The following is a 23,756-nucleotide window of genomic DNA, read 5'->3' on the forward strand; positions in this document are numbered from 1 at the left end:
TTCTCATCCCTTGGTAAGAAGTTGTAAGGCGAGCCAATGTGAATAGAACGATAGCGGCCACTTTTTATTTAGATGACGAACATGAGTACAATATCTTCTAAGGTAAAATACTGAGAGATGCTGGAACAAGGACCTCGGGTCCCGTCCGGCATCTCTGCTTGTTAGTGGACGCCTCAATTCATTACTTAATCCACAAGCCTGCCAAAATTACGATGATGAGCCCCGGCACCAGCCATATTTTTCTCATCAAACATTCCTCCTAAGCTCAAACAGGATGAGACAATATCTTTGTCCAACAATCGCTTTTCTTGACTCAGCACGCTAATGCCAATGATTAGCACCCCTGTTTCAAATGTAATGAACCCACCTTTCTCCAGTCTAGAGAGGACCTTACATCAACCTTAAATTAAAAATCACCATATTCCAATCAGGGAAAAAACAATAAAGCCGATTATTCCCAAGCTAAGGAATGATCAGCTTTTACTTTTATTAATTGAATTAATTAACGAGGGCTACAATTCTCCTTCCAGCATCCTTGTCAAATAAACGTCGGGCTGAGCCAACAACTCGCCAAAGGTGCACAGGCCCGCATATTCCCTATGCTCTTCATCGTAGCTACCGATGCATCTGGCCTTCGGATTCAGACAATCGCGATATGGGAGTGTATTCGGCCATCTCCGCATTACTACCGCTCACCGCAATCGTGTAGGCCCGCTCGCCGCCTTTTTCCATCAGGGTCACATCCGCGCCCCTTTCGACCAAATATTTCACCAGGCAAGATCGCCATTCCGTGCAGCTAAAGTTTACCCAGATTGTGTCTTCGACGACGCTTGCTGATTCCGCTGTTGAACCACCTTATCCAAATATTGAGTGAATTTGGATTCGCCGCTGTAAGTCAGAAATAACCATTTCAAAGCCCGGGTCATGCCGATATAAAATAAGGAGACCTCTCTTTCTTCCTCTTCTTCGAGCGGAAAGGGCATGCTCTCCACATTGACGATAAAAACGGCTCGAAAATCAAGCCCTTTAGCACTATCGATAGTGGAAATCTTGATCGTATTTTCCTCACGGACAAAATTCCGCTTGGTCTCCGGATTCTCAGTAATCCACGTATATGGCAAATCATGCTTGGCCAAGCTTTGTTTAATTTCATCAATATATGAAGTATGGTGGCTGTTCTTGACACGATACAGGATAGCTATCTCGTGATACGACATCTTCTTTTCCCTATGGAGGAACTTTATCGATTTGGATACGAAATTCATTTCCTCCTGTATATTTCTAAATTCCTTGATAATCGGGTCAGGACCTTTTCTCTTCGTAGATTGTGGGGGGATGATCTCTACACCCTCTATAGTTCCTTCCCGTACTTTATTCTTTAATAGGGAATATTCCTGGTAAAACTCCCAAGCAAACTGAACAATTTGCGCCGTATTCCGGTAATTGATAGACAGAATTTTAGAACGTCCCCGGAAATCCAGACCAATATCCTGGGCTAAACTCGTCCTTCTCTTGAAAATGGACTGGGCACGATCTTCTACCAAGAGCAGCGATTGCGTGTCCGGATTCAAACAACAGCTTAACAGCTTGAGCCAATCGGGTTCAAAATCCTGTCCTTCATCGATCAGAATGGCATCATAGGTCGGCAGGATCGCTTCTTTCCTATCCACTTTATCCAGCAAAGCGGGGATCTCGCTGTCCTTCAACTGCAGGCTGTTCCTCAACCATTCATGAAAATTATACACTTCTACCTTGGCATGTTTGTCCGCCGAAGAGCCGTTTATTAAATCCAGCAGATCATCCGGCTCTTCCATCATTCGCGCGATCATCTGTTTCAAATGCCGGGATAATGGAATTCCGTAGCTTAACACAAGAATTTTCCAGTTTGGATAAGCTTTGGCCAGAATTTTAGCCCGGCTAGCCAGGACAAGAGTCTTGCCGCTTCCGGCGACCCCACGGATGAGCCTATGCTTATCACCAAGCTGTTTCGCCATATTTTCCTGATGGAGGTCCATGGTTTTAATGTTATGCAGCGACAGAAGAAGCTGATCCTGATGAGTCACAGGCGGCTTAAATTCCGCACTAATTCGCACCTCAGGGAAAAGGTGAAAGCGGATGGCTTGAATATCTTCGTTAGTTAAAATATATTTTTTCCGATTCCAAACCGTAAACATATTATGTATCTTGTCGCACAAGGTTTCAGGCGAGAAGGCTTCATCATCGGGATCAATTTCATCTCTGCATAATACAAACTGAGGCTCTATTACTTGATATAGATCGTATTTGATAAAATCCTCCTGCTTAAGTCTAGTAAAAACCGTCCCAAAACCATAGGGAAACTTTAAATAGGAACCGTTATCTTGAACGAGGTTTTGGTCCTTTTTCAGATGGTTTGTTATTAATCGGGCATTATCCCTCGCTTGTTTCAGTGGACTTTTGGCAGTCACCAATTCCCCGGCTTTATTTCGCAAAATCCATTCATCCTGATTGATTTGATAAATCGTACCCTTGGTGTAGTCTTTAACCTCCAAAATGACCAGCCCCAAATCAGGGCCTATAATCACGAAATCCGGTCGTCTCCCCCGAATCTCGGGTTCATAGTAAACGATATAATCACTAGGCAAATGAGCCTTTAGAGTTTCGAATAAAATACGTTCCCCGGAGGTCGCTCCCCTTGGAATGATTTCTGGTACCATGTAAGCCATATCCGTCTCTCCTAGTATTTTTTACCTAGAACCTATTATAGTACTATTGTACTGGAAAAGAGTATACAAATATTTATAAAAATTGCTGCAAAAACAGATTTATGGTTATAGGTTAACGCTATATTTCTCTTGCATTCTAATTCAGAACAAAAAAGAGACCGGGGCTTCATGCCCCAGTCGTTGGATTCTAATGGCGGTTATGAAAGTCTAATACCAAGGGGATAACTTACGATCTATAACTCCGCCCCTTTATAACCCATCGTACGATATCCTTTAACCCGTTTCTTGTACATGGCCATTAATACAGGAACCTGCATATCGACATAATCATAAATTTGTACTTCGCTCTTGTTGATGTGAGAACGGTGCAATCTGCCTGCATACTGTTCCAGCTTGCCTTTCCATGAGATGGGGTGAACAAGAAACAGTGTATCTAACCTGGCATCATCAAAGCCTTCGCCGATTAGTTTGCCTGTCGCAATAAAGAGACGTTCTTCATGGTCAGGAATACTGTCGATTTGCTTTCGAATATGTTCCCGCTGTTTCTTTCCCATTCCGCCCCGAAGAACGATCACATTTTTAGCAAATTTCATAAGCCGCTTCTCAAAGTACTCCACATGTGCCGTCCGTTCAACAAGTAACAAAGGGGAGCGTCCTTGATCCAAACAATGCAGTAAATCGTTAAAAATCATCGTGTTTCGCTCCTCATCTTCCACAAGCCGCTGAAAAACTTCTTGAATTCCCAGCTTCTCCGAATGGAGTGGCAACCGGAAGGAGGTGTAACGAGGATTGACGGTTAAAGAAAAGCTTCTTGAAGCGGCCTGCATCTTGGTATCTATTCGCATTCGTACAGGCCCCAATTGCATCATTACGATCGCTTCATGGCCATCCTGCCTCTTCGGAGTAGCAGTTAATCCAAATACGTATTTCGCTTTGGCTTTGACCAACACTTGTTCGAAACTGAAAGCAGAGATATGGTGGCATTCATCTACGATTATTTGACCGTAATCGCTAATATAATCCTTTACTACCCCTTTTCGGTTTAAGCTCTGGATAATGGCTATATCCACAATTCCCGTGCGCTTATCCCTGCCGCCTCCAACAACTCCGATGGATTCTTTCGGTAAATCAAGAAAGGTTTGCAATCTCTGTTTCCACTGATCCATCAGTTCCCGACGATGTACCAAGATCAAGGTGTTTACTTTGCGCTTTGCTATAATATTGGCGGCTACAACAGTTTTTCCAAAAGCTGTTCCTGCCGATAGAATCCCAGTATCATGCACCATAATGGACCTTGCAGCGGCATCCTGCAGCGTTGACAGCGTCCCGCAAAACTCCGTTTTTATTAAGGTGCCTCCAAACCTTTCATCCTTAATCTGAGTAAAGACATGATTTTGTTTAAAGAATTCTATAATCTGCTGCAAGCATCCTCTGGGTAACGCTAAATAATTTGGAAGATCCTCAGCACAACAAATAACCCTAGGTTTTCCGAAAGTGGATAGTCGCATCGCTTGTGCTTTATAAAAATCAGGGTTTGCAAAAGAAGCCAGCCTCATTAATCGATTGATCACATTCGGAGAAAGATCCTTTTTGCATATATATACTCGATTAGAAAGAACCAATTCCACCATTTCAGGCATTGACTCATGGAAATGAAAGTTTGCAGGCTTGGCTTCCAACTCCTGCAACCGTGCTTCCTCGTCTGAGTCCACCATGTCTATTTGAAAGAGGTCACCCTCCAAATCGTTCATTCGTAAAAATTTCAATACATCTTTCTCATTCATTTTCTCTAATTCCGCAAGAAATTGCCATTGGTCCTTATAGGGTTGAAAGGCTTCGTCCACAAAAACACTGTTTCCACTTTTCCGTGGTCCTCCTTGGAGCGGAAGGGCAATCAGATTGCCGAATCCTCCTTTCGGAAGCGTATCCTGGTTTGGAAACAATCGATCATAAGAATCTAGTCCCAGTTGATATCTGTAATTCATTGTAAGAGTCAATAGAGCGGTGCCAAGTTTTCTTGCCAAACTTGCAGGAATCGGCTCTTGGAAAAAGATCCAAATATGTCCGCCATTTCCGGAACGTGAACGCTCCAAAGCAGCAGGTATCTGCCTTTCTTTACAGACACGCATTACAGCTGCTGCATCTTCTTGCCAATTATTTTTATCAAAGTCAATGGCCAAAAACCAGCAAGTTTCATCCGGAAGCATAGGGTAGAGCCCTATGGTTCTGTCAGCCCTAGCATCCAGATGATTGGATATTACAGAATCAGTAATGGGCAAGAAATCCTGATGAGGACAAACCGAGCACTTCACTTTTGGCTTTTGGCAAACCGTGGTCCATTCATTACTGCACGCGGGTGAATAACCCGATTTCCCCTGTTTATTCTGCCAGCGTATGGGATAAACATCTTCACGGCCGCGAAAATAACTCCGGAATAACTCTATTTTATCTTCCGCTGGGGAGAACCGATGAACACCCTTTGGCTCTAATTGCTCATAAGAATAATTCATTTGATCAGTCTGGTTTATGTGTACGGTCTGGCTTATATCTTCAGATATCTTCTTCGGTATCATTGCTTTTAATTGACATCTAAGCTCTTCATTTTCCCGTTTAAGCTGTTCGATTTCTAGCCGCGCGAGTCGAAGCTGTTCGTGCAAGTTGTCCAATGCGACTCCCCATCCTTGCAATTCATATAGTAGGTAATTTCATTGTAACGGGAATTTTGAGTAATTGCCAAAGCAGCTGACCACTTATACATTTATTGGAAAAGGGAGGTTTGTTTAAATATGGTCAACCTTTAACTAAAGCTGGGAATACAACACTACTCCACTGCTGCTGGTTCCCAAAGTCATTTCAAAACTTACATGCCGATACTTTTTAGATCGTTCTTTGGCTTCAGGTTTCCGCTGCCGTTCTCGTTTGCTATGTAAAAAAACTGCGAAAGTGCATCTTTTTGCAGGGAGTCGCTCGCCATTGGCTGAGAACCTGCGAAAGTGCATCTTTTTCTACGGTTCGAGAGATGGAGGGCGGTTATTGGCAAAAATTGCTACATTTTTGCAGGCTTTGCTTCTTATCCTGCAAATTCTCTTCATAGTTGATGTATTTTCGCAGGAATTTGGCTATTATCTGCCGCCCAGCGAGGGACCCGTCCGAAGCCGGGCCCCTGAGGTTTGAAGCAAATACGAGCCTATGCGTTCATATGGCGAAATGTCGCTAAACCGCCTCGGTCCTAGAAACCGAGGAGCTTCCGTTATGCTTGACGAGCAGCAGGCACAGCAGGGCCAGCAGCATGCTTCCGGAGGCGCATAAGAAGAGCGAGCCGTAACCGAAATGGTCGATGGCGAGACCCAGCAGCGGCGGAGAAGAAATGGCGGCCAGCGACGAGACGAGGTAGTACAAGCCCGTCCGGGTGCCGATGCTTCGTTCGCTGCCGGTGGCTACGACGAACGGATACGAGTTGATATTGATGCAGGCCCAGCAAATCCCGCCTAGAGCCAGCATGACCCGCAGCATGACCAGCGTTTCGATCAGCGGAATGGCGGCGAACACCAGAAATAAGCCGATCACGCCGATGAGGATCATCGTTTTTTTGCCGAACCGGTTGCCCAGCCAGCCGCTTGGAATCGCAAACAGGACGAAGAACAAGGAAAAGAACGTTAACGAGAACGCAGACGCACTCTCTTCCAGCCCCATGTGATGCTTTCCATACAGTGTAAACAGCGCCTCTACCCCCTGATAGGAAACGAACCAGAAGAAAATCGCCGCCAGCAGCAGAACCGTTGTGCGATCCAGTTCCCCGAGCAGCTTGACCCGCTCCGTATCCGCAGCCGCCCATGTAATGGAATCCCGCTTCTCCTTAATAAAACGGTACAAGATCAATAACGACAGCAAAGTAATGGCGGCGGCCGCCACGAAAGGAAACGACGGGTTGGCTTTATACAGCATCGATCCTCCGCCAAAAGCGATTATCGCCCCGACCCCGCCCATGAAATTAATGATTCCATTGGCCTTGGTCCGCTGCGCTTCCGGTGTAATATCCGGCATCAGCGCAATGGTCGGAGACCGGTACAGGCTCATTGCCAGATTCATCAGCACCATGAACAGCACCAATGTAATGAAATTGGTATGAAGCGGAATGAGGATCATAAACAAAGCAGCGAGCGGCATACCGATCAGCAGATAAGGCATCCGCCTGCCGAACCGGGAGACCGTCTTGTCGCTGCGGTTGCCGATCCATGGCTGCAGGAACAAGGCACAATAATTATCGAGCGTCATCATGAAGCCGATCAAGGCCGTGCTTTGCAGGAACGGATCGAGGAAGAACGGGACGAAAGCATTATACAGCGACCAGGTAATGCTAATGCTGAAAAATCCGAAGCCCAGCAGCCAAGTCTTTTTCATACCCTTAATCCTCCATTGTCTTCAGCAGTTCTGCCAGACGGTCAGGGTAGTCCGTTATGATGCCGGCTACCCCGGCCTGAATCAGCCTGCGCATTTCGGCCGGCTCATTGACCGTAAACGGATGATACGCCATTCCCCGTGCAGCCGCCTGGGAAACCCACTCCGGGATAACCGCATAATGATACGCATGAAGCGCAGACGCACCGAATCGCGCCGCATACTCCCACGGCTCGTATAAGCCTTCCATATAGAGAATGCCGGTCCGGATCTCCGGGGCCAGCCGCTTGCAGTGCGCCAAGGAATAATGGTTAAAGCTCGAGAGGATCACCCGGTCGCTCATTCCAAACCTCCGGGTCGCTTCTATAACGGCCTCCTCTATACCGGGATACTGCACGACCCCGTTCTTCAGCTCGAGATTCACCTGGAGGGAACGGGATTTAACCAGCTCGAACAAATCCTCCAGAGTCGGAACGCGCTCCCCCTTGAATGCCGGACTAAACCAGGAGCCCGCATCCAGCTCCCACAGCTCATCCCCTGTCACATCCTTCACCAGTTTGGGCAAGCCCGTCGTCCGCTGCAGCGATTCATCATGAATCAGAACCAATCGGCCATCCGCCGTCATTTGTACATCGGTTTCGATCGCCGTCGCACCGAGTTCGATACACCGTTCGAAAGCCGCCATAGTGTTCTCCGGACAGTAACCGGATGCTCCCCTGTGGGCAATGTTTAAAACCGCTTTCAACACACAAGCCTCCATTTCGCAAATACCATTTTCATCCATTATACAACAGATCAAATCGGGAACCAGCCGTAATTTTGTAAAAAAAGCTCCTAACGTAGCCTTGGCGAAGACGAATAACCCGGTATTAGTGGTAGCTTTTTATGCCAATAGGAATCTTTGGTTACATCGTATTATCATGAGGAGGGTGAGCTTCCTCTATCTATGGACGACCTATTTGAGCTATCCCGATTCGATGCCCCTCTTGGCTGCTAATTAAGAAAGACCTAATTCAAGCTTGAGAGGTAAGGGGATGCTTGCAATTTTCCGGCCAGCGGTTATTTCCGTTTGCCTTTACGAACAATACCTCATCGCCATTAAACAAGCGGCTTGTTATCCCCATTCCTTGGTCGTCGGGAGTGTAATGGAATACGATTTCTTGAGTGTCTTCATCAGAAATTTGTGCAAGGATGGCTTCCAGATTGATTTCTCTTCTTCCGATCAAGTCGTAAAGATCGATTCGGCCTTCCTTCCTCTGAAAGATAGCCGTAACGTCCTCCTGTTCCAAATAATAAATATCGTTATTAAAAACATTTCGGCAATAAAACATTAATATCCCATGGGCACGGTCCGTTCCAAACCGCCGGGAAACCGGAATTCTCTCTGAGGTAAAATGAGTAAGGAAACGAACATGTTCGCTATTATTCATATCCAGCTTGCGGATGCCGTTCCCCTTCTTTGGCCCTGCGGAATAATCCAAAGTAAACTGGTGCTCCTCTACGGGCTCAAAACCAAACCTGGGGTAAAAATCCAAAACGTTCCGATTAGCAAATAAATAGATGTAATCGCATTTGTCCCCGTATTCATCCAAAACCCGGTTCATTAAACGGGCAGAAAGCCCCCGCTTCCGATAATCCGGATGGGTCATTACCGTTCCGATTTGCAGTGCGCTTCTTCGCTCGCCTTGGATAATCAGATCGAGCAGATTGATCGATACATTCGCCGCGACGACCTCTCCATCCACATAAGAAAAAGGAATGTACCGGTTATCCCACTCATTCAGATTTATGCCGAAAATTTGATTGGCAAGCATCGTCAGGCTCTTTCCATAGGGTTCATCCGCCTTGTAGCCTTGGACAAATTTTAAATTATTCATAAATTGATACCCCTTCTTTTATTCAGTTGATCAAAGGTCCCCTATGGACTATATTTCTTGACGCTGGTTGAAGATACCTTCTTGCGTTAAAAAGGTGTCGTTCTATTAGGGTTTTCCGCCATTTTGTTTCTTTTGACATCTTTGCAGAGCGGCAGTAAACTAAAAGGAAATCCGCATCATTCCATAAATATCTATAGGATAACTCGTCATTAAACTCCGAGATTGCCTTAATAAATTTATGTTAGGAGGAGAAGCTGGCCCGAGACTTCTGCTGTCGGGGAGGTTCAGGACCTCCCCTTACCGCGCTCGCTCGCTGCAGCACAACGGACAATCGTGACATTTACTCAGCCGTTTGTACGATTTTTCATACAATCGCATTCGTTCGCTCCGCCCCCACAAAAAAAAGCAGACTCACGCCTAATCGCGTAAGCCTGCCTATCCTTCACCTATTGAAGGAACTTATTGATGATCGCCGGCTTCGTTTCTTCAGCCAGCGAATACACTTCGCCGTCCATTCTTCCGAGGGGTTTTGAACCCCTTTTGCCATCCTAAGGGGACTCCAAGGTTCATGGAATCCTGTAAGTCCATGCTTCCCCGCCCCGCGTTGCTGCAGCTATGCCGCTGCCTTTTACTTGGCAGAAGAGACCATGATCTTGCAGATATCATTGGTGAACTGTACAGGGTCCTCTACCGTCAGCCCCTCGATCAACAGAGCTTGATTGTACAGCAGATGGGTGTACAGGTCCAATTTTTCCTTATCGTTGGCAAAGGCATCCTTTAAAGACTGGAACACTTCGTGATTTTTATTGATTTCGAGAATTTTCTCTGCCTGCACATTGGGATTGTTCGGCATCGATTTTAAAATTTTCTCCATCTCAATCGTCACTTCGCCGTCCGTGGAGAGACATACCGGGTGCGATCTCAACCGCTTGGATACTCTAACCTTCTTGACCTTGCCCGCTAGCAGCTTCTCCATATGCTCGAACAGCTCTTTGTCCGCTTCGTCCAGAGAATCCTCCTGCTCCTTGTTATCCTCGGTCTCGATTCCCAAATCACCGCTGGACACCGACCGGAATTCCTTCTCCTTGTAGCTCATTAGCATCTTGACGGCGAACTCGTCGATATCCTCGGTGAAATACAGAATTTCATACCCTTTCTCGGCGACAAGCTCGGTTTGCGGCAGCTTCTCGATCCTTTCGATCGATTCTCCGGAAGCGTAGTAAATATACTTCTGCTCTTCCGGCATGGCGGATACATATTCGTCGAGAGTGACCAGCTTCTTCTCTTTGGAAGAGTAGAACATCAGCAGGTCCTGCAGCTCCTCCTTGTGGCTTCCGTACTCGCTGTATACTCCGTACTTTAATTGTCTGCCGAATTGTTTATAGAACTGCTCGTATTTCTCTCTTTCTTCCTTGAGCATACTCTGCAGCTGATTCTTAATCTTGTTCTTGATGTTCTTGGCAATCAGCTTAAGCTGCCTGTCATGCTGAAGCATCTCCCGCGAGATGTTAAGGGATAGATCCTCCGAATCGACCATCCCCTTGACGAAGCTGAAGTAGTCCGGTAGCAGGTCCGGGCATTTGTTCATAATCAGCACGCCGCTGGAATACAGCTCCAGTCCCTTTTCATACTCGGCGGAATAAAAGTCGTAAGGAATGTTCTCGGGAATGAACAGAATCGCATTATAGCTGATGGTGCCCTCCACGCTAAGATGGATATGCTTGAGCGGCTTGTCGAAGCCGTAGCGCTTCTCGGTGTAAAAATTGGCGTAGTCCTCCGGAGTCAGCTCGCTCTTGTTCTTCTTCCAGATCGGGACCATGCTGTTGATCGTCTGCTCTTCCTGATATTCCTCGTACTCGTTCTCGCTGCCCTCTTTAAGCCGGGAGCCGGTTACATCCATGCGGATGGGGTAACGGATGAAGTCGGAATATTTTTTGATAATCGCCCGTAAGCGGTATTCTTCCAAATATTCGTCGTACTGATCATCCTCGGTGTTCTCTTTGATCTTCAGAATGATGTCCGTTCCGACCGTTTCCTTCTCACAAGGTTCAACGGTGTAACCGTCCGCGCCCTTGGATTCCCACTTATAGGCTTCATTGCTGCCCAGGGCTCTACTGATCACGGTGACGGACTCCGCTACCATGAAAGCCGAATAGAAGCCGACACCGAACTGCCCGATAATTTCGTGCCCGTCCTTCACTTCGTTCTCTTTCTTGAAGGCGAGGGAACCGCTCTTCGCAATGACACCAAGGTTGTTCTCCAGCTCTTCCTTCGTCATCCCGATTCCGGTATCGGAAATCGTCAGTGTCCGATTCGCCTTGTCCGGCTTCACCTTTATGTAATAGTTGTCTTTATCGAACACCATTTGCTCATCGCTCAACGCTTTGTAATAAATCTTATCTATGGCATCACTGGCGTTGGAGATCAATTCCCGCAAAAAGATTTCTCTATGAGTGTAAATAGAGTTGATCATCATTTCCAACAGTCTCTTCGACTCGGCTTTAAATTGCTTTTTGGCCATGGTTCTCTCTCCTTTCATGCTCCTGTACTACGGTCAACCGTTTTTAGCACTCTCATGACAAGAGTGCCAATCACTTGTTTTATAGCATTTCTTCCGTATAAAGTCAATATGGAACCGACTATCCGGACGGGCGGTCCCCGGTATAAATCCGCATCTGCCCAGGCTGAATCCAGCCGCGGCTCCGCATCCATTCCGACACGATCAAGCTGATGGCCGCCGGGCCGATAAAATGAAGCACGGCTATCTGAATGAAGACCGCCGGGGAGAAGCCCATCGTCGTCAAGGTCATGATCTGGCCGACCAAACCGCTGGTGCCCATGCCCGCTCCTGCGGCATTGTTCGACATGGGCCAGAGTGTGGCTCCGATCGGAGCCAGAATCATTCCCGCCGCCGTCGGCGGAATGAGAATAAGCGGATAGCGGACGATGTTCGGCACCTGCAGCATAGAGGTGCCAAGCCCTTGCGCGAGCAGGCCGCCCACCTTATTCTCCCGGTAGCTGCTGACGGCGAAGCCGATCATCTGCGCACTGCAGCCGATGGTCGCCGCCCCTGCAGCCAACCCGCTTAGATCCAGCATGAACGCAATGGCGGCACTGGAAATAGGCGCGGTCAGCGCAAGCCCCATTAAGGTCGCCACCAGAATGCTCATAAGGATGGGCTTCTGCTCGGTCCCCCATACAATCCAGCCTCCGAACGCGGTCATCGCGCCCGAAATTGCAGGCCCGACAAATTTGGCCGCGAGGAAACCGGTGATGATCGTTACGAAAGGCGTAACGATAATGTCGACCTTCGTCTCCTTGCTGACCAGCTTGCCGAGCTCGACCGATACTAACGCCGCTACATAGCTTCCGGCGGGTCCGCCGAACTCCGCTCCCGCGGCCCCCGTCGCGACAGCCGCAAAGATGACCAACGGCGGCGCCCCCAGACCGTAAGCTATCGCCGCTCCAATGGCCGGCCCCATCAAATTCATGGCGAGCTGACCCATCTCCGAGAAGAGCGGCCAGCCCAACTGCTCGCCGATCGTACGCAGAATCAGCCCTATGATTAAAGACGAAAAAAGCCCCAGCGCCATATAGCTAAGCGCATCAATGATATAGGCTTTAGCGGTAAGCTGAATTCCTTTCCGTTTCAAAAAGCTGCTCATATCGCTTCCTCCAGACGTAACGGATAAATTGCCACCTTTCCTTTTCCACAACCTGGCTGCAAAACCCTTCTTTCGCTATTGAAACAAGAGGAAGGCTGTTCAGGCTGTTGAAAAAGTTCTTTTGGGACAAATGCATGAAAAAAAACATGTAATATTAGGTTTTCGTATCGCTTTCTTTGCAGAAAACAGGGTTTCTCGACAACCTTTTGTTCAGATTCTTCTTCTGATTCTTTATCTGATTCAGATTAACTTTCGCAAAGGGCGCGAATCGGTTACAAAGGGTCATGTGAAAGGTAGAACGCTAGATTTACGGCTATCCTAGTTGTCGTTTTAGCGCGAGAGAAGCGAACTAACTGTATTTTATGCAGGTAGATGGGGGCATTTTGTAGAAGACGACTAAACTATCTTGAAAATCCGTCTATTTTACGTCTGCGGGCATCGTTGCAAACGGAGCGGCACGTCTAACTGTATTTTGTACAGGTAGATTCAAGCGAATGGGCGAAAATGATCAAACTAACTGGATAAACTACAGTTAAAATGGGCAACTTTGGGCGAAACGGCTGTTTTGGCGCAAACTAGCTGTAGGTTTTCCAGTTAGTTTCCATATTTCTTCCGAATATAGAAATCTAACTGTATGAAATCCATTTAGTTTTCAAATTTCACAGTATTGAAGCAATTCAACTCTATTCTACCTTGAAAATCCATCCATTTTCACCATCTGATGGTGCCGTGGCCAGAGGCACGGGGGTCTAAATGGAAAAACAGCATTTAGAATGGATCAATTTGGGCGATATCCCCCATTTTGTACAAACTAGCTGGAGGAAATCCAGTTAGACGCCCACGAGGCTACCAATAATGGAGCTAGAACATGACTTTTGGCATCGGCATAGAGAGATAGGTTAATAGAAATGCAATGTCGCAGAAGGTTTTCTACATCTTCTTGGCGAATTGTTCCTATAGGTGACAGGAAAATGATGACACAAATAGTGCAGTCCGAAGAAGATATTTGGGACGCAGTCTACAAAATAAAATACTTGTTGAAAGGCCTGCCTTTTTCAGAAAAAGATACGCAGTGCGTCATCGTCAGCCTGCTCGAAATTGCGCATAATGTGTTGGACCATGGAGGAGGTATGGGGACCGTTATTTGCAAGAGAGTAGACGGAGGAATTTGTTTCATTGTATCCGATCAGGGGCCTGGAATCCCTTGTGTAGACACCATCCTGAAGGGACAATATACGTCTCATTCAGGATTGGGCTTAGGATTAAACGGAGCAAAACGATTAATGGATGAACTGAAGATTGAAACATCTACGAAAGGAACGAGGATCATTGCCATTAAACGATATGTCTGATAAACGGGATGAACACAACTTGCGACTGGCTTCTGTAGGACAAATTGCCGCTGGCATTGCTCATGAGGTCCGAAATCCTCTAACAGCGGTTAAAGGCTTCTTGCAATTGCTGCAAGAGCAAGCGCCGCATAACTATATCGATATTGCTCAGCAGGAATTGGATAATGCGATTTCCACTCTGCAAAATCTCCTTAATGTATCCAAGCCGGACGCGGAAGATGAACCGGTAACCCGATTCAGCTTATGTGCGGAATTGGAATCCCTGTTAAGCTTATTTCAAGACCAAATATACCGTGTAACGATCGAGAAGTCTTTTGAACAGCCGGAGGTTGAAATTTCAGGCAGGAAGAACCAGCTTAAGCGGGCTTTCTTTAACATTCTGAAAAACTCCTTCGAAGCCATCTCGGGGAAAGGAACGATTCGAATCAGTCATTCCTGCGACAACAATACGGTTTATGTCTCGATCTCCGACACCGGAGTAGGCATTCCTCGGGAAAAGCTTATGCTGCTTGGAACGCCCTTCTTTACGACCAAATCGGAGGGAACCGGGATGGGGCTGACCTATGTCTATTCAACAGTTTATCAGCATGGCGGCTCGATCAGAGTAGAAAGTGAGGAAGGGCAAGGAACGACTTTTCTGTTGGAATTTCCTCTGAATGTTCCGGTTGATAAAGGAGTGGTAGTCATGGACCTGCAATATGAACAAGGAATTCAGCTCAAGGATTTTCTCAGCATCAACAAGGATGAATTCGAGCAGCGGCTGTTGAACGAAGCCGTAAACATTAGAGATATCATCCAGGATATAAAGACGATAGGCAATATCGATCTGTTGAGCAATGCGCAGAAATTGGTCCATTTGATGATTGACCATAAAGATTTGGAAATCGTCAACTTCGCTCAACAGGAAGGCCAGCTTTGGGATCGGCATTCCTCCCTCAACTTGGCGGTCAAGCTGGAATGGTTCCAGGCTATCCGGAGAGTATTGTGGGATTTCATTTATAATTACGAGCGTCTTAGCAAGCAGCAAATTACGCGGGAGCAATTTTTCGCTCTGGAAAGACAAATCAATACGACGCTGGATATTTTCCTTCGCCACTTCTTTATGAGCTATACCCGGTTCAAGGATGAATTAATTCAATCGCACAAAGAATTGATCGATGACTTGTCTGTGCCGATCATTCCTCTCTCCGCTTCGGTTTCCATTCTTCCTCTGTTGGGAACGGTCGATACACACCGGGCTAAAGTGATTCAGGAGAAGGCACTGCACCAAATCGGGGCCTCCAAAATAAGGACCTTGTTAATCGATATGTCGGGTGTCGCCTTCCTGGATACGATGGTGGTCAAGCATTTGTTCAAAATAATGGACGGCGTCAGTTACATGGGCTGCAAAGCGATTGTGACCGGGATCCGCCCGGAAATCGCCAGTACGATTGTCGATCTGGGCATCTCCTTCAGCGATAAAGTGGAGACGAAAGGAACGCTGCAGCAGGCCTTGGAGGAGTTAGGGCTGCAAATCCTGGATTCCGAGACAAAAAGTACATCTTAGCTCCAGGCAGCCCCGGCTTGCAGCCGAATCGAATGCATCGCATACATAAGGACCCCTTCAGCCAATCCGCCTGGAGGGGTTCTGTCATTCATACCCATGCAGCCGGCAAGGATGCTTGTTACGGGGAACGCTGCAGCAGCGCTTCCGTTTCTTCAACCAGTCGGCGGAGCATTAACACGCCTTCTCTGATTCGCTCTTTATCGGAAGATATCAGGCTGACGGCCCGGTCTATTCGGCTCTTGTAATTATCCGGCTTCAAGGCAAAGCTGTCGGCTATCGCGACTGCCTTCTTCTCGTTGATGCAGTACTGTTCGTTCCTGGCGAATAGGACTTGATTCAGACAGGAAATCGTGCGGAAGCAGCACCCTGAAACGTAAGATATATCGTCCTTATCCGCATGATTCTCGGCGAACATCAAGGAGAAGGACGCTTCAAACATGAAATAGCGAAGAATGGCATCCTGCAGCGCCTTGGGGTAGGGCATCGTCTTCGCCTTCAATGCGGAGATCCGATACTCGGGATCGGCCAGTATTTGGCATATGGATATCTCGCCCATATACATAACATTGATGAAGGCATGAGGATGACCCGCATGATAATGCGCGGTGACCGAACCTGACAAGCCATCGTCAATAACTTGAGCTACCCTCTTCACATCGCGAAAAATAAAATCAACATGGTAGCCCCGGACGACAAGCCATCCTCCGCCATTAACCCATGGCCCCCATTCGCCCAAGGAGGTGATAAGGTCCTCCCTATGCTCATCATCCAACTTAGCAGCTATAAGGGCTAGAGCACGCACATCAAAGCCGGCGGCTTCATCATAGTAAATTCCGATATCGATATCCGAATCGGGACGATGCGTCCCCTTCGCCCGCGATCCGCCCAGGACGACTCCCACAATGCCGGGCACGCCCTTCAACTGCTTCATTATCTCTTCCAGGATGGCCTGTATTTCCACTAATCTCTCTCCTTTCTAACGATCTGTTCTGCAGTCTTTTTATCATAATCCTTCCCAACTTAGACGCCACGGCCTCGAAACCACTCTAGCATGAAATAGGTGTTGGAAGAACGGATTAAACAGCTATTAATTAAAAAGGACAATAAAACAACCGCTGCCGGACAAGACATCCCGACAGCGTTATTATGGACTAACGGATCATATTCCTCTTTTTCCATAAACCTTATGTCTAACCGCTGCAATTAAACAAAAAAATACAGACCGATCCGAGCATTTGCTAAATCCCTGAACCAACATTCTTCTAAATGGCCATGCAGGAAAATTATATTTTATGTAGAAATAATAGGATATTTCAAACTGGGCCCATACCAATAACTGTTGTAAGGAAACTACTCCGGATTGTATAGAGCAACTGGTAAATCATAAACGCCGATGGATCACATTATTGCATTAGGGGGAAATTTATGTCGTCCACAAACAGATTCTATACTTTCAGTTATCATGGGGCTTCCAACGATAAGCTATTGATCGAACAGGAATGGGAGAAATTCGTGTCCGGTTGTTCTGCGCCGATTAATGTAAGGCCTTTCATGTTCCATTCCTGGAAACGGTGCCTGGAACAAGGGATCGATCCGCACCTTATCCAAATTCCATATAGCTTGGGGACGGATCAGATCCAGGAGTACGTCACCTCCGATCCGTTATTCCGGATGGTCAAACCACTCTTGATCAAGCTGAAGCAATACGCCGGAAATACCGGTTATCTTGTTACTTTCTCCAATCCTGCCGGGGAAATGGTCTACTGCGACGGGGATTTGTCCCTAAAGCTGAAAGCGGAAGACATTCACTTGTCGCCGGGTGCGAATTGGAGCGAGAGCAGTGCGGGAACGAACGGGATTGGTACTTCTCTGGTTACCGGGCTGCCGTTACAGGTGTTTGCCAGCGAGCATTTCTGCCAGGAAATTCACGAATGGACCTGTTCCGCAGCTCCTATCCGCGATCCCGGTACGGGCAAAATTGCCGGAATCGTCGATTTATCCGGGTTCTGGACGGCCAACGATCCGAGAACTCTGGCAGCCGTAATCCGCACGGCTCGGGAAATCGAGAGTCTGCTTTATAACCAGTTGAGAATAGAGCGTTTAAGGCTGGCTCAATATTTTGTGGAATTAACCCATAGGACGACACTGCCTCTTGCGGTTTTGGACCGGGCGGGACGGGTCGTTAAGGCTTCCCCTATTCTGTATGAGAAAGGATGGATTTCCCCTGAACATTCGCTAGAACCTCCCTCTTTCGCCAAAGAATCCTTGTCCTCAACAACAACCTGGGAAATGACGGACAACCTTGAGAATAAGAGGTGGCTCTTCGAGCTTTCGCCCTACTATTACGGGGGAGAAGCCATCGGATCGGTTGTTCATGCCCTTCCGCCGGAGATTAGGGCCAGCCCTTCGTTACCTGATTTCCGTCATTTTCCGACATCCCCGACACTGGAGAATAACAAAGCAGCGAGCGAAGAGCGGACCGCCGCCCAACCAGCCCCCTTCTATCAATCGCTGTTCCGGCATCACCCCGATGCCATCTTCGCTTATGATTTACAAGGCTTTCTCCTTGAAGCCAATCCCGCTGCGGAGAGATTGCTCGGCTATGATGCGAATGAGTTGAGCAGCATAGCGGTCTGTGATCTGGCCTGCCCGGACAGCAAGGAGCTGAAGAGGAAGGCTTTCGCCCAAGCGGCGGGCGGTATGCAGCAAGAATTCGAGGCGGTTTTCCGGCATAAGCAGGGACACAGCATCCATGCCATGGTGAATAGTTTTCCGATCATTATGAATAACGAAATTGTCGGCGTCTTCGAAACCGTTCGCGGAATTCAACCGAATCACCAGCAGATGGCCGAGGACTTGAAATTGACCAAAGAACAGCTTGAATTCTATCTAAGCAATACTGAGGATGCGATCCTTGTCGTCGATGCCGATTTTCATATCGTTAAAGTCAACCAAGCCTGTGAACGTATGTTTGGCTGGACGGAGCAAGAGCTGCTTGGCAAAGAGCCCCCGATGGTGCCGGGCCATTTGGAAAGCGAAAACGAAGACATGCGCAACCACATGCTGCGTTCACGGCACGTCATTCCTTACGAAACGGTGAGACAGCGAAAAGACGGCAGCCTGATCCATGTTAACCATTGTGCCGCTCCCCTCTTCGACAGTAAGGGCAGCGCAGCCGCCTATGTACTTATTTCAAGGGATATTACCGCCCTCCATCAAATGCACGATATGCTGATTGAAAGTGAGAAGCGGCTGCGGACGTTGATCAATTCCATGCCCGACCTCGTCATCTTCAAGGACGATCAAGGGAAATGGCTCGAAGCCAATAATACGGCGATAGCCGCGTTAAATTTGGAGAAGATCGATTATCAGGGAATGACGGACAGGGAGCTGGCCTCCTGCAATCCATTTTATCGGGAAACCTTCATTAAATGCTCGTTGTCCGATCGCCGGGTCTGGGACAAAGGCAGCCTCATCCGCTTCCAGGAAATCATCCCGCATCCTGGCGGCAGGTCCACAATCTTGGATATTATCAAAGTTCCCATTTATCATGGGGACGGCAGACGCAAAGGATTGATCGTCATCGGACGCGACATCACCGAGCTGAAGCAAACGGAAGAATTGCTGCGCAAAACCGAGAAACTCGCTGTTGTCGGTCAATTGGCGGCAGGAATTGCCCACGAAATCCGCAATCCGCTTACGACGCTTAAAGGCTTCCTAAGCTTGCTGCAATCTGCCACAACTGCGACGAACATCTGGTATCTGGAAGTCATGCTGTCCGAAATCGAGCAAATGGAGTCCATTACCGACCAGCTCTTGACTGTAGCCAGGCCGCAAACCATCAGGATGGAAAAGAGAAATCTGGAAGCTTTGATACGGCAGGTTTCTTCATTTTTGTATCCGCTTGCAACGATGCATAATGTACAGATTTCAGTGGAATCGGACTCTAGCGACTTGCTCGTCGAATGCGAAGAAAACCAGCTTAAGCAAGTTTTCATCAATATTATCAAAAATGCGATTGAGGCGATGCCGCAGGGCGGACAAATTGCCATGAAGGTGAGGCGGTCCGGGGATTTCGTTTCGGTTCAAGTGGCGGACTCCGGCTGCGGCATACCGCAGAACAGAATCGCCCGCTTGGGCGAGCCATTCTACAGCTTAAAGGAGAAGGGGACCGGCCTCGGGTTAATGATCTGCTACAAAATTATCAAGGAGCATAAAGGAACCCTTCAAATTGACAGTGAAGTAGGCCGGGGAACGACCGTCGAAATTATTTTGCCGCTCTAGGCAGTTATAAAGTCATAAAGTTCAGGTTGCGCGGCTAAGAACGCCCCAAAGTGATTTGCTAACTGGGTTATATATGCACGGGTGAATTCAGGACCCTGGAGACAAATCTTTTCTTCCGTATCTCAACGATATGCCCACTAACTATATACTTTACGTAGGGCATTTACCCTGCTCCACTGCTTTTCATTTACGGTTTTAACGCCATCAATATGATAATGGCAACGACGAGTAGTTTACAAAACCAATCATAAGGAGTCAGTTTACTAGACAAGATTTTATATTGTTGCGGAATCTCTTCACTTTCACAGGTTCTGATCATTTCATGCATAGTTTTCATTTTAGGTCCGATAACCATTTCCGAGTAAAGGCTGAAAACTACGAACAAAGCAATGGATGTGTCGAACCACAACATCTGAAACAGTGACGGGTTGATCCATCCCATCAATAATCCTGTAAGCAATAAAGCGATCCAACCAATAGTGGCCGCCTTATTCAGTTTCTCAACGCCTTGATGTGCATATTTTAATTCAAGTGCCAACCATACAGCGGAAGCTTGCCGATATGACTGGAAAGCTTGATCCTGAGAACGTAAAGTATACGAAAAGCGGCGATATGTGAACCCCTCCCCCAAACCAATTCGTGATAAACTATTAGACTTGAGAAGTTCCTCATATTATATTTTTTAGAATACGACCGAATAAGATTCAAGGCTTTTTCTAGACGCTTTTCCCTCAAATAACCAAATACGGTCGTTCCATATAGTTCTTTAAAACCAATTTTTAATTTGTTGTCGTTAATGCCAATCATACGGGATAATTCGAGCAGCGAGGGGGGATTTGCCATACGCTCCAACATTATATCGCGTGCCTGCTGTATTTTTTGCCTTTCAATGCTGGATAATTTGGGAAGGAAGCTTCGGCTCAACGAGATAGTGCGTCAGAAGTTCTTTTTTCCGATTATAAGTCCATAAAAACAAATCCCTGCCGCCAGGTTTTATAGGCCTTACAAACTATTTTTTCAAACAAAAACGGCAGAATGGTTAAATTTTGAAAAAAGAACACATGTTTTGTAGGAATCTGTCGCTTGATGGCGAATTTGATAATAGGTACAAAGGATTGCTAATGGTCCTTTCGACGGGTATGCTCAGTACGATAATCGCAAACCTCTTGAAAAATTGGGACGCAAAACCTACGGGCCTAAGGATCTGCTTTCTATGGCGGCCGGGTTGCCGAAATGGTCGTTCTATCCGGAAAGGAAATTAGTCATGCCATCCACACAAGCTCTTATCAAACAAGAAGATTTATATCACGAGTTCCAGCCGATCTGCCATCTTCATACCCACAAGACGATTGGCTATGAAGCTTTAATCCGCTGCTCAACGGAACCAAGAATCGATCGGCTGTTCCGGGCCGCTGCAAGACATAATATGCTGTTCACGCTGGACACCCTTTCCATTTATAATGCAATTTCCGCGTGCTTTGCTGATCCAGGGAGGGTGGAATCCGATCAGCACCTGTTCGTGAACGTATTCCCTTCGACCTTATCTTCGGATCGATTTACCAGATTCATATTTAAGCTCATGCAGCGGTACGGAAAGTACGCCCACAATATCGTATTCGAAATTAATGAAGCCATCTCGGAGATGGACGACTGGGACACCGGGCAATTTCTGAGAAACATCCATCTGCTGCGGGATTGCGGCTTCCTGGTTGCGCTCGATGACGTTGGAGAAGGGGCAACCACCTTGAAGAGAATCGTGGAAATCGGCCCCGACTTTATCAAGATGGATCGTTTCTTTGCCAAGCACCTGCTCTTCAGCAAACAGAAGCAAAAATTGTTAAAGTTCTTCGTTGATTTCTGCGGAGACGAATCTAATCTGATTCTGGAAGGAATCGAAGAGATTGAGGATTTGCGGCAATCCTGCAAGCTAGGCGTTCCCTTCGGCCAAGGCTATCTGCTGGCGAAGCCCGGCCCTCTGCCGGGTCGTCCACCGACCTCGTTTCGCTCAATCGAAGATTAAGGGAGTTATGACATTGGACATGAGGACGAATTATTCCAAAAGAGCTATGCTTTCATTGAAATTTTCCGAATTTGAAATGCCTCCGATGCAGGACATGCTCATTATCGGAAAAAGGGCGCCGATTGGTCCGGAAGCCGCACGCCGTATGGCGGAAGCACTGTCTCCCGAACAATTCTCCATCATCGAACTGGAGCACCCCCGAGTGGAAGCCGTTCTGGTGCGTAACTCGCTGTTGCAAATGCTGGAAAAGAAAGTGCTCATCGGCATTATTTTGGAGGAGGTGGAAAACCTGCTCAGCGATTCGATGGTGCTTCGTTCGGAGCTAAAGATCGAGATAGCCGTGCATCGGGAGGTGGATATGAGTTGAAAGTGGCCGATGTGATGACTTCGCCGGTTCACAGCGTTTCGCTTGGAAAGAGCGTATGGTACGCTTCGCAGCTAATGTCCGAACTAAAAATCGGCTCGCTGGTCGTCGTTGAAGCAAGAGAAGTTGTCGGAATCATTACCTCTCGAGACGTCCGGACCGCGCATCCGAACCGGATCGTGGCCGACGCAATGACGCCTAACCCGATCTGCGTCCCGGAGCATGTTTTCGTATGGGATGCGCTTCTGCTGATGGAACAAAACAGGATTGAACGACTGATTGTCCTCCGGCAAGGAGAGCTCGTTGGCATCGTCACACGAGAGTCTCTGACTACCCGGCTGTCCGAATGGTACGATTCGCTAACACAGCTGTATGGTTCCTCCTATATTCATGTGATAGGAGAGGAGCTGCTCGCGAGCGGTCGGTCCTTCCAGCTGCTGTTCATCGATCTGAACCGCTTCGGCGAAGTAAACAAGCGGTTCGGGCATCCGGTCGGTGACGACATGATCCGTGAATTTTCGAACAAGCTGAAGTCGCTGTTCGGACCGGGCGATTACATAAGCCGCTATGCCGGAGACGAATTTGCCATTATTACGCAGAAATCCGATGAAGAAGTGCAGCGAATTATCGATCAGCTCTCCTGCGGTCAATCGGTCGGCAGGGCCAGCGTCTCGGCCGATACCGGCTGGGTGAACGAACGGGTTGTGCCGGAATTCGGACAAATGACCTTCCGCGAGTTGATTTCCAAGGCAAGCATGCTGTCCACGCAAGCGAAGATCGACTATGCGGGCCGGAGGTAACCGCTTGAGCGCCTGCCGCATAGTCTGGCCTTAGTGCATTCGAATGTATCCGATAAGGAAAGCGAAATGCAACCGGGAATGCCTCCTCAGGCTGTCCCGGTTTTTTTTTCGGAGATTGACGCACCGGCTGCTCAAGTTATGCCAATACTGAAATTTTCCTTTGTACGATTCGGCCAGTGCAGACCTTGTAAACATAGTAACAACGGTTGGTCAAATCAACCAATCCCAAGACCCGCTCCTCGATCACTGCATTTTTCTCTTGTAGAAAACCCTCGACCCGAAGAAAACGACATTCCCTCCCAATAAGATGGTAAATTCCCATCCCGTTTTACCTACAGTAAAGAAGTTGGTTAAGGACCAAGCCAATAAGGCCACGGTAAAAAATACGAAAGCATTCCTTGCCGATTTATCGCTCTGGTATCTTTCCATCTCATCCGCCTTACGCAGTAGTTTCATAGGGAGTCCTCCTCGTATATAAATAATTGATCAACCTTTGTTCCGAGATGAATAGCCAATTTAAAAGCAAGGGAAAGTGAAGGATCGTACTTATCGTTTTCGATGGCGTTGATAGTTTGTCTTGTAACTCCACACTTGTTTGCGAGCTCCTCCTGGGATATTCTCATCGTTTTTCTAATATCCCTGATATTATTCTTCAATGTAAGGAATCACCTCGATGAAAATGTAAAAAAGTTTTTACATTGATTATCGTAATACTCTTTAACCAAAATGTCAAATTGTTTATACA

Annotated in this window: 17 protein-coding genes, 2 pseudogenes and 1 riboswitch; of the genes and pseudogenes, 6 read left to right on the forward strand and 13 right to left on the reverse strand. The window is 47.4% G+C overall.

The window, feature by feature from the left end; genetic code table 11:
* Positions 1 to 512 precede the first annotated feature (512 nt).
* From ACFQ03_RS09850 to ACFQ03_RS09885, 8 genes and pseudogenes are all read right to left on the reverse strand, one after another.
* Positions 513 to 803, reverse strand: a pseudogene (locus ACFQ03_RS09850) (ankyrin repeat domain-containing protein); the annotation flags it as partial.
* Positions 804 to 2,705 carry a 3'-5' exonuclease gene (locus ACFQ03_RS09855; RefSeq protein WP_379287828.1) on the reverse strand — a complete coding sequence of 634 codons (1,902 nt, stop codon included), beginning with the start codon at positions 2,703 to 2,705 and terminating at the stop codon, positions 804 to 806. It abuts the pseudogene before it with no gap.
* Between the two features lie 233 nt (positions 2,706 to 2,938).
* Positions 2,939 to 5,371: a TOTE conflict system archaeo-eukaryotic primase domain-containing protein gene (locus ACFQ03_RS09860; protein ID WP_379287830.1), complete on the reverse strand. Its 2,433-nt coding sequence runs from the start codon at positions 5,369 to 5,371 to the stop codon at positions 2,939 to 2,941.
* A gap of 547 nt (positions 5,372 to 5,918) precedes the next feature.
* Positions 5,919 to 7,106 carry an SLC45 family MFS transporter gene (locus ACFQ03_RS09865; RefSeq protein WP_379287832.1) on the reverse strand — a complete coding sequence of 396 codons (1,188 nt, stop codon included), beginning with the start codon at positions 7,104 to 7,106 and terminating at the stop codon, positions 5,919 to 5,921.
* Between the two features lie 4 nt (positions 7,107 to 7,110).
* The gene (locus tag ACFQ03_RS09870) at positions 7,111 to 7,848 is read right to left on the reverse strand and encodes a glycerophosphodiester phosphodiesterase (RefSeq protein WP_379287834.1); all 738 of its coding nucleotides are present in this window, start codon (positions 7,846 to 7,848) and stop codon (positions 7,111 to 7,113) included.
* Positions 7,849 to 8,116: 268 nt separating this feature from the next.
* Positions 8,117 to 8,980 (reverse strand): GNAT family N-acetyltransferase, encoded by an 864-nt coding sequence (locus ACFQ03_RS09875; protein ID WP_379287836.1) that lies wholly within the window; start codon positions 8,978 to 8,980, stop codon positions 8,117 to 8,119.
* A 628-nt stretch (positions 8,981 to 9,608) separates the two neighbouring features.
* Entirely contained in the window at positions 9,609 to 11,501 is a 1,893-nt protein-coding gene (gene htpG, locus ACFQ03_RS09880) for a molecular chaperone HtpG (protein WP_379287838.1), read from the reverse strand.
* Between the two features lie 118 nt (positions 11,502 to 11,619).
* Entirely contained in the window at positions 11,620 to 12,645 is a 1,026-nt protein-coding gene (locus tag ACFQ03_RS09885) for a PTS transporter subunit IIC (RefSeq protein WP_144940049.1), read from the reverse strand.
* Positions 12,646 to 13,616: 971 nt separating this feature from the next.
* On the opposite strand from ACFQ03_RS09885, the gene ACFQ03_RS09890 reads away from it, so the two are divergent.
* Entirely contained in the window at positions 13,617 to 13,997 is a 381-nt protein-coding gene (locus ACFQ03_RS09890; protein ID WP_144941923.1) for an ATP-binding protein, read from the forward strand.
* A gap of 19 nt (positions 13,998 to 14,016) precedes the next feature.
* Positions 14,017 to 15,543: an ATP-binding protein gene (locus ACFQ03_RS09895; RefSeq protein WP_379287843.1), complete on the forward strand. Its 1,527-nt coding sequence runs from the start codon at positions 14,017 to 14,019 to the stop codon at positions 15,541 to 15,543.
* Between the two features lie 118 nt (positions 15,544 to 15,661).
* Here ACFQ03_RS09895 and ACFQ03_RS09900 read toward each other — a convergent pair whose 3' ends face one another.
* On the reverse strand, positions 15,662 to 16,504 hold the full coding sequence (locus ACFQ03_RS09900; RefSeq protein ID WP_379287845.1) for a nucleotidyltransferase domain-containing protein: 843 nt from the start codon (positions 16,502 to 16,504) through the stop codon (positions 15,662 to 15,664).
* A 464-nt stretch (positions 16,505 to 16,968) separates the two neighbouring features.
* On the opposite strand from ACFQ03_RS09900, the gene ACFQ03_RS09905 reads away from it, so the two are divergent.
* On the forward strand, positions 16,969 to 19,827 hold the full coding sequence (locus ACFQ03_RS09905; protein WP_379287847.1) for a PAS domain S-box protein: 2,859 nt from the start codon (positions 16,969 to 16,971) through the stop codon (positions 19,825 to 19,827).
* A gap of 187 nt (positions 19,828 to 20,014) precedes the next feature.
* Here ACFQ03_RS09905 and ACFQ03_RS09910 read toward each other — a convergent pair whose 3' ends face one another.
* Together ACFQ03_RS09910 and ACFQ03_RS09915 are read right to left on the reverse strand one after the other, a co-directional pair.
* Positions 20,015 to 20,458 (reverse strand): DUF2269 family protein, encoded by a 444-nt coding sequence (locus ACFQ03_RS09910; protein ID WP_379287849.1) that lies wholly within the window; start codon positions 20,456 to 20,458, stop codon positions 20,015 to 20,017.
* Between the two features lie 62 nt (positions 20,459 to 20,520).
* Positions 20,521 to 20,709, reverse strand: a pseudogene (locus ACFQ03_RS09915) (AraC family transcriptional regulator); the annotation flags it as partial.
* 264 nt (positions 20,710 to 20,973) lie between these two features.
* Positions 20,974 to 21,060, forward strand: a riboswitch (cyclic di-GMP riboswitch).
* On the opposite strand from ACFQ03_RS09915, the gene ACFQ03_RS09920 reads away from it, so the two are divergent.
* The 3 genes from ACFQ03_RS09920 (at position 21,041) to ACFQ03_RS09930 (ending at position 23,011) form a co-directional block, all read left to right on the forward strand.
* Positions 21,041 to 21,847, forward strand: a complete 807-nt coding sequence (locus tag ACFQ03_RS09920) for an EAL domain-containing protein (RefSeq protein WP_379287851.1) — start codon at positions 21,041 to 21,043, stop codon at positions 21,845 to 21,847. Its footprint overlaps the riboswitch before it by 20 nt.
* Before the next feature lie 19 nt (positions 21,848 to 21,866).
* On the forward strand, positions 21,867 to 22,214 hold the full coding sequence (locus ACFQ03_RS09925) for a hypothetical protein (RefSeq protein WP_379287886.1): 348 nt from the start codon (positions 21,867 to 21,869) through the stop codon (positions 22,212 to 22,214).
* Positions 22,215 to 22,216: 2 nt separating this feature from the next.
* Positions 22,217 to 23,011, forward strand: a complete 795-nt coding sequence (locus ACFQ03_RS09930; protein ID WP_379287887.1) for a GGDEF domain-containing protein — start codon at positions 22,217 to 22,219, stop codon at positions 23,009 to 23,011.
* A 243-nt stretch (positions 23,012 to 23,254) separates the two neighbouring features.
* On the opposite strand, the gene ACFQ03_RS09935 is transcribed toward ACFQ03_RS09930, so the two are convergent.
* Together ACFQ03_RS09935 and ACFQ03_RS09940 are read right to left on the reverse strand one after the other, a co-directional pair.
* The gene (locus ACFQ03_RS09935) at positions 23,255 to 23,467 is read right to left on the reverse strand and encodes a hypothetical protein (RefSeq protein WP_379287853.1); all 213 of its coding nucleotides are present in this window, start codon (positions 23,465 to 23,467) and stop codon (positions 23,255 to 23,257) included.
* On the reverse strand, positions 23,464 to 23,667 hold the full coding sequence (locus ACFQ03_RS09940) for a helix-turn-helix transcriptional regulator (RefSeq protein WP_379287855.1): 204 nt from the start codon (positions 23,665 to 23,667) through the stop codon (positions 23,464 to 23,466). The genes ACFQ03_RS09935 and ACFQ03_RS09940 overlap by 4 nt, the downstream gene beginning before the upstream one ends.
* Between the last annotated feature and the right edge of the window lie 89 nt (positions 23,668 to 23,756).

It is taken from the genome of Paenibacillus residui, from assembly GCF_042677205.1.
In the GTDB taxonomy this organism is placed as follows: Bacteria; Bacillota; Bacilli; order Paenibacillales; family NBRC-103111; genus Paenibacillus_L; species Paenibacillus_L residui.

Excerpts from the sequence above, each read along its gene's own strand:
- ACFQ03_RS09905 (WP_379287847.1), top strand. The coding sequence starts at position 16,969 with ATGTCGTCCACAAACAGATTCTATACTTTCAGTTATCATGGGGCTTCC.
- ACFQ03_RS09935 (WP_379287853.1), bottom strand. The coding sequence starts at position 23,467 with ATGAAACTACTGCGTAAGGCGGATGAGATGGAAAGATACCAGAGCGAT.
- ACFQ03_RS09855 (WP_379287828.1), bottom strand. The coding sequence starts at position 2,705 with ATGGCTTACATGGTACCAGAAATCATTCCAAGGGGAGCGACCTCCGGG.
- ACFQ03_RS09890 (WP_144941923.1), top strand. The coding sequence starts at position 13,617 with ATGATGACACAAATAGTGCAGTCCGAAGAAGATATTTGGGACGCAGTC.
- ACFQ03_RS09875 (WP_379287836.1), bottom strand. The coding sequence starts at position 8,980 with ATGAATAATTTAAAATTTGTCCAAGGCTACAAGGCGGATGAACCCTAT.
- ACFQ03_RS09865 (WP_379287832.1), bottom strand. The coding sequence starts at position 7,106 with ATGAAAAAGACTTGGCTGCTGGGCTTCGGATTTTTCAGCATTAGCATT.
- ACFQ03_RS09920 (WP_379287851.1), top strand. The coding sequence starts at position 21,041 with ATGGCGGCCGGGTTGCCGAAATGGTCGTTCTATCCGGAAAGGAAATTA.
- htpG (WP_379287838.1), bottom strand. The coding sequence starts at position 11,501 with ATGGCCAAAAAGCAATTTAAAGCCGAGTCGAAGAGACTGTTGGAAATG.
- ACFQ03_RS09925 (WP_379287886.1), top strand. The coding sequence starts at position 21,867 with ATGAGGACGAATTATTCCAAAAGAGCTATGCTTTCATTGAAATTTTCC.
- ACFQ03_RS09885 (WP_144940049.1), bottom strand. The coding sequence starts at position 12,645 with ATGAGCAGCTTTTTGAAACGGAAAGGAATTCAGCTTACCGCTAAAGCC.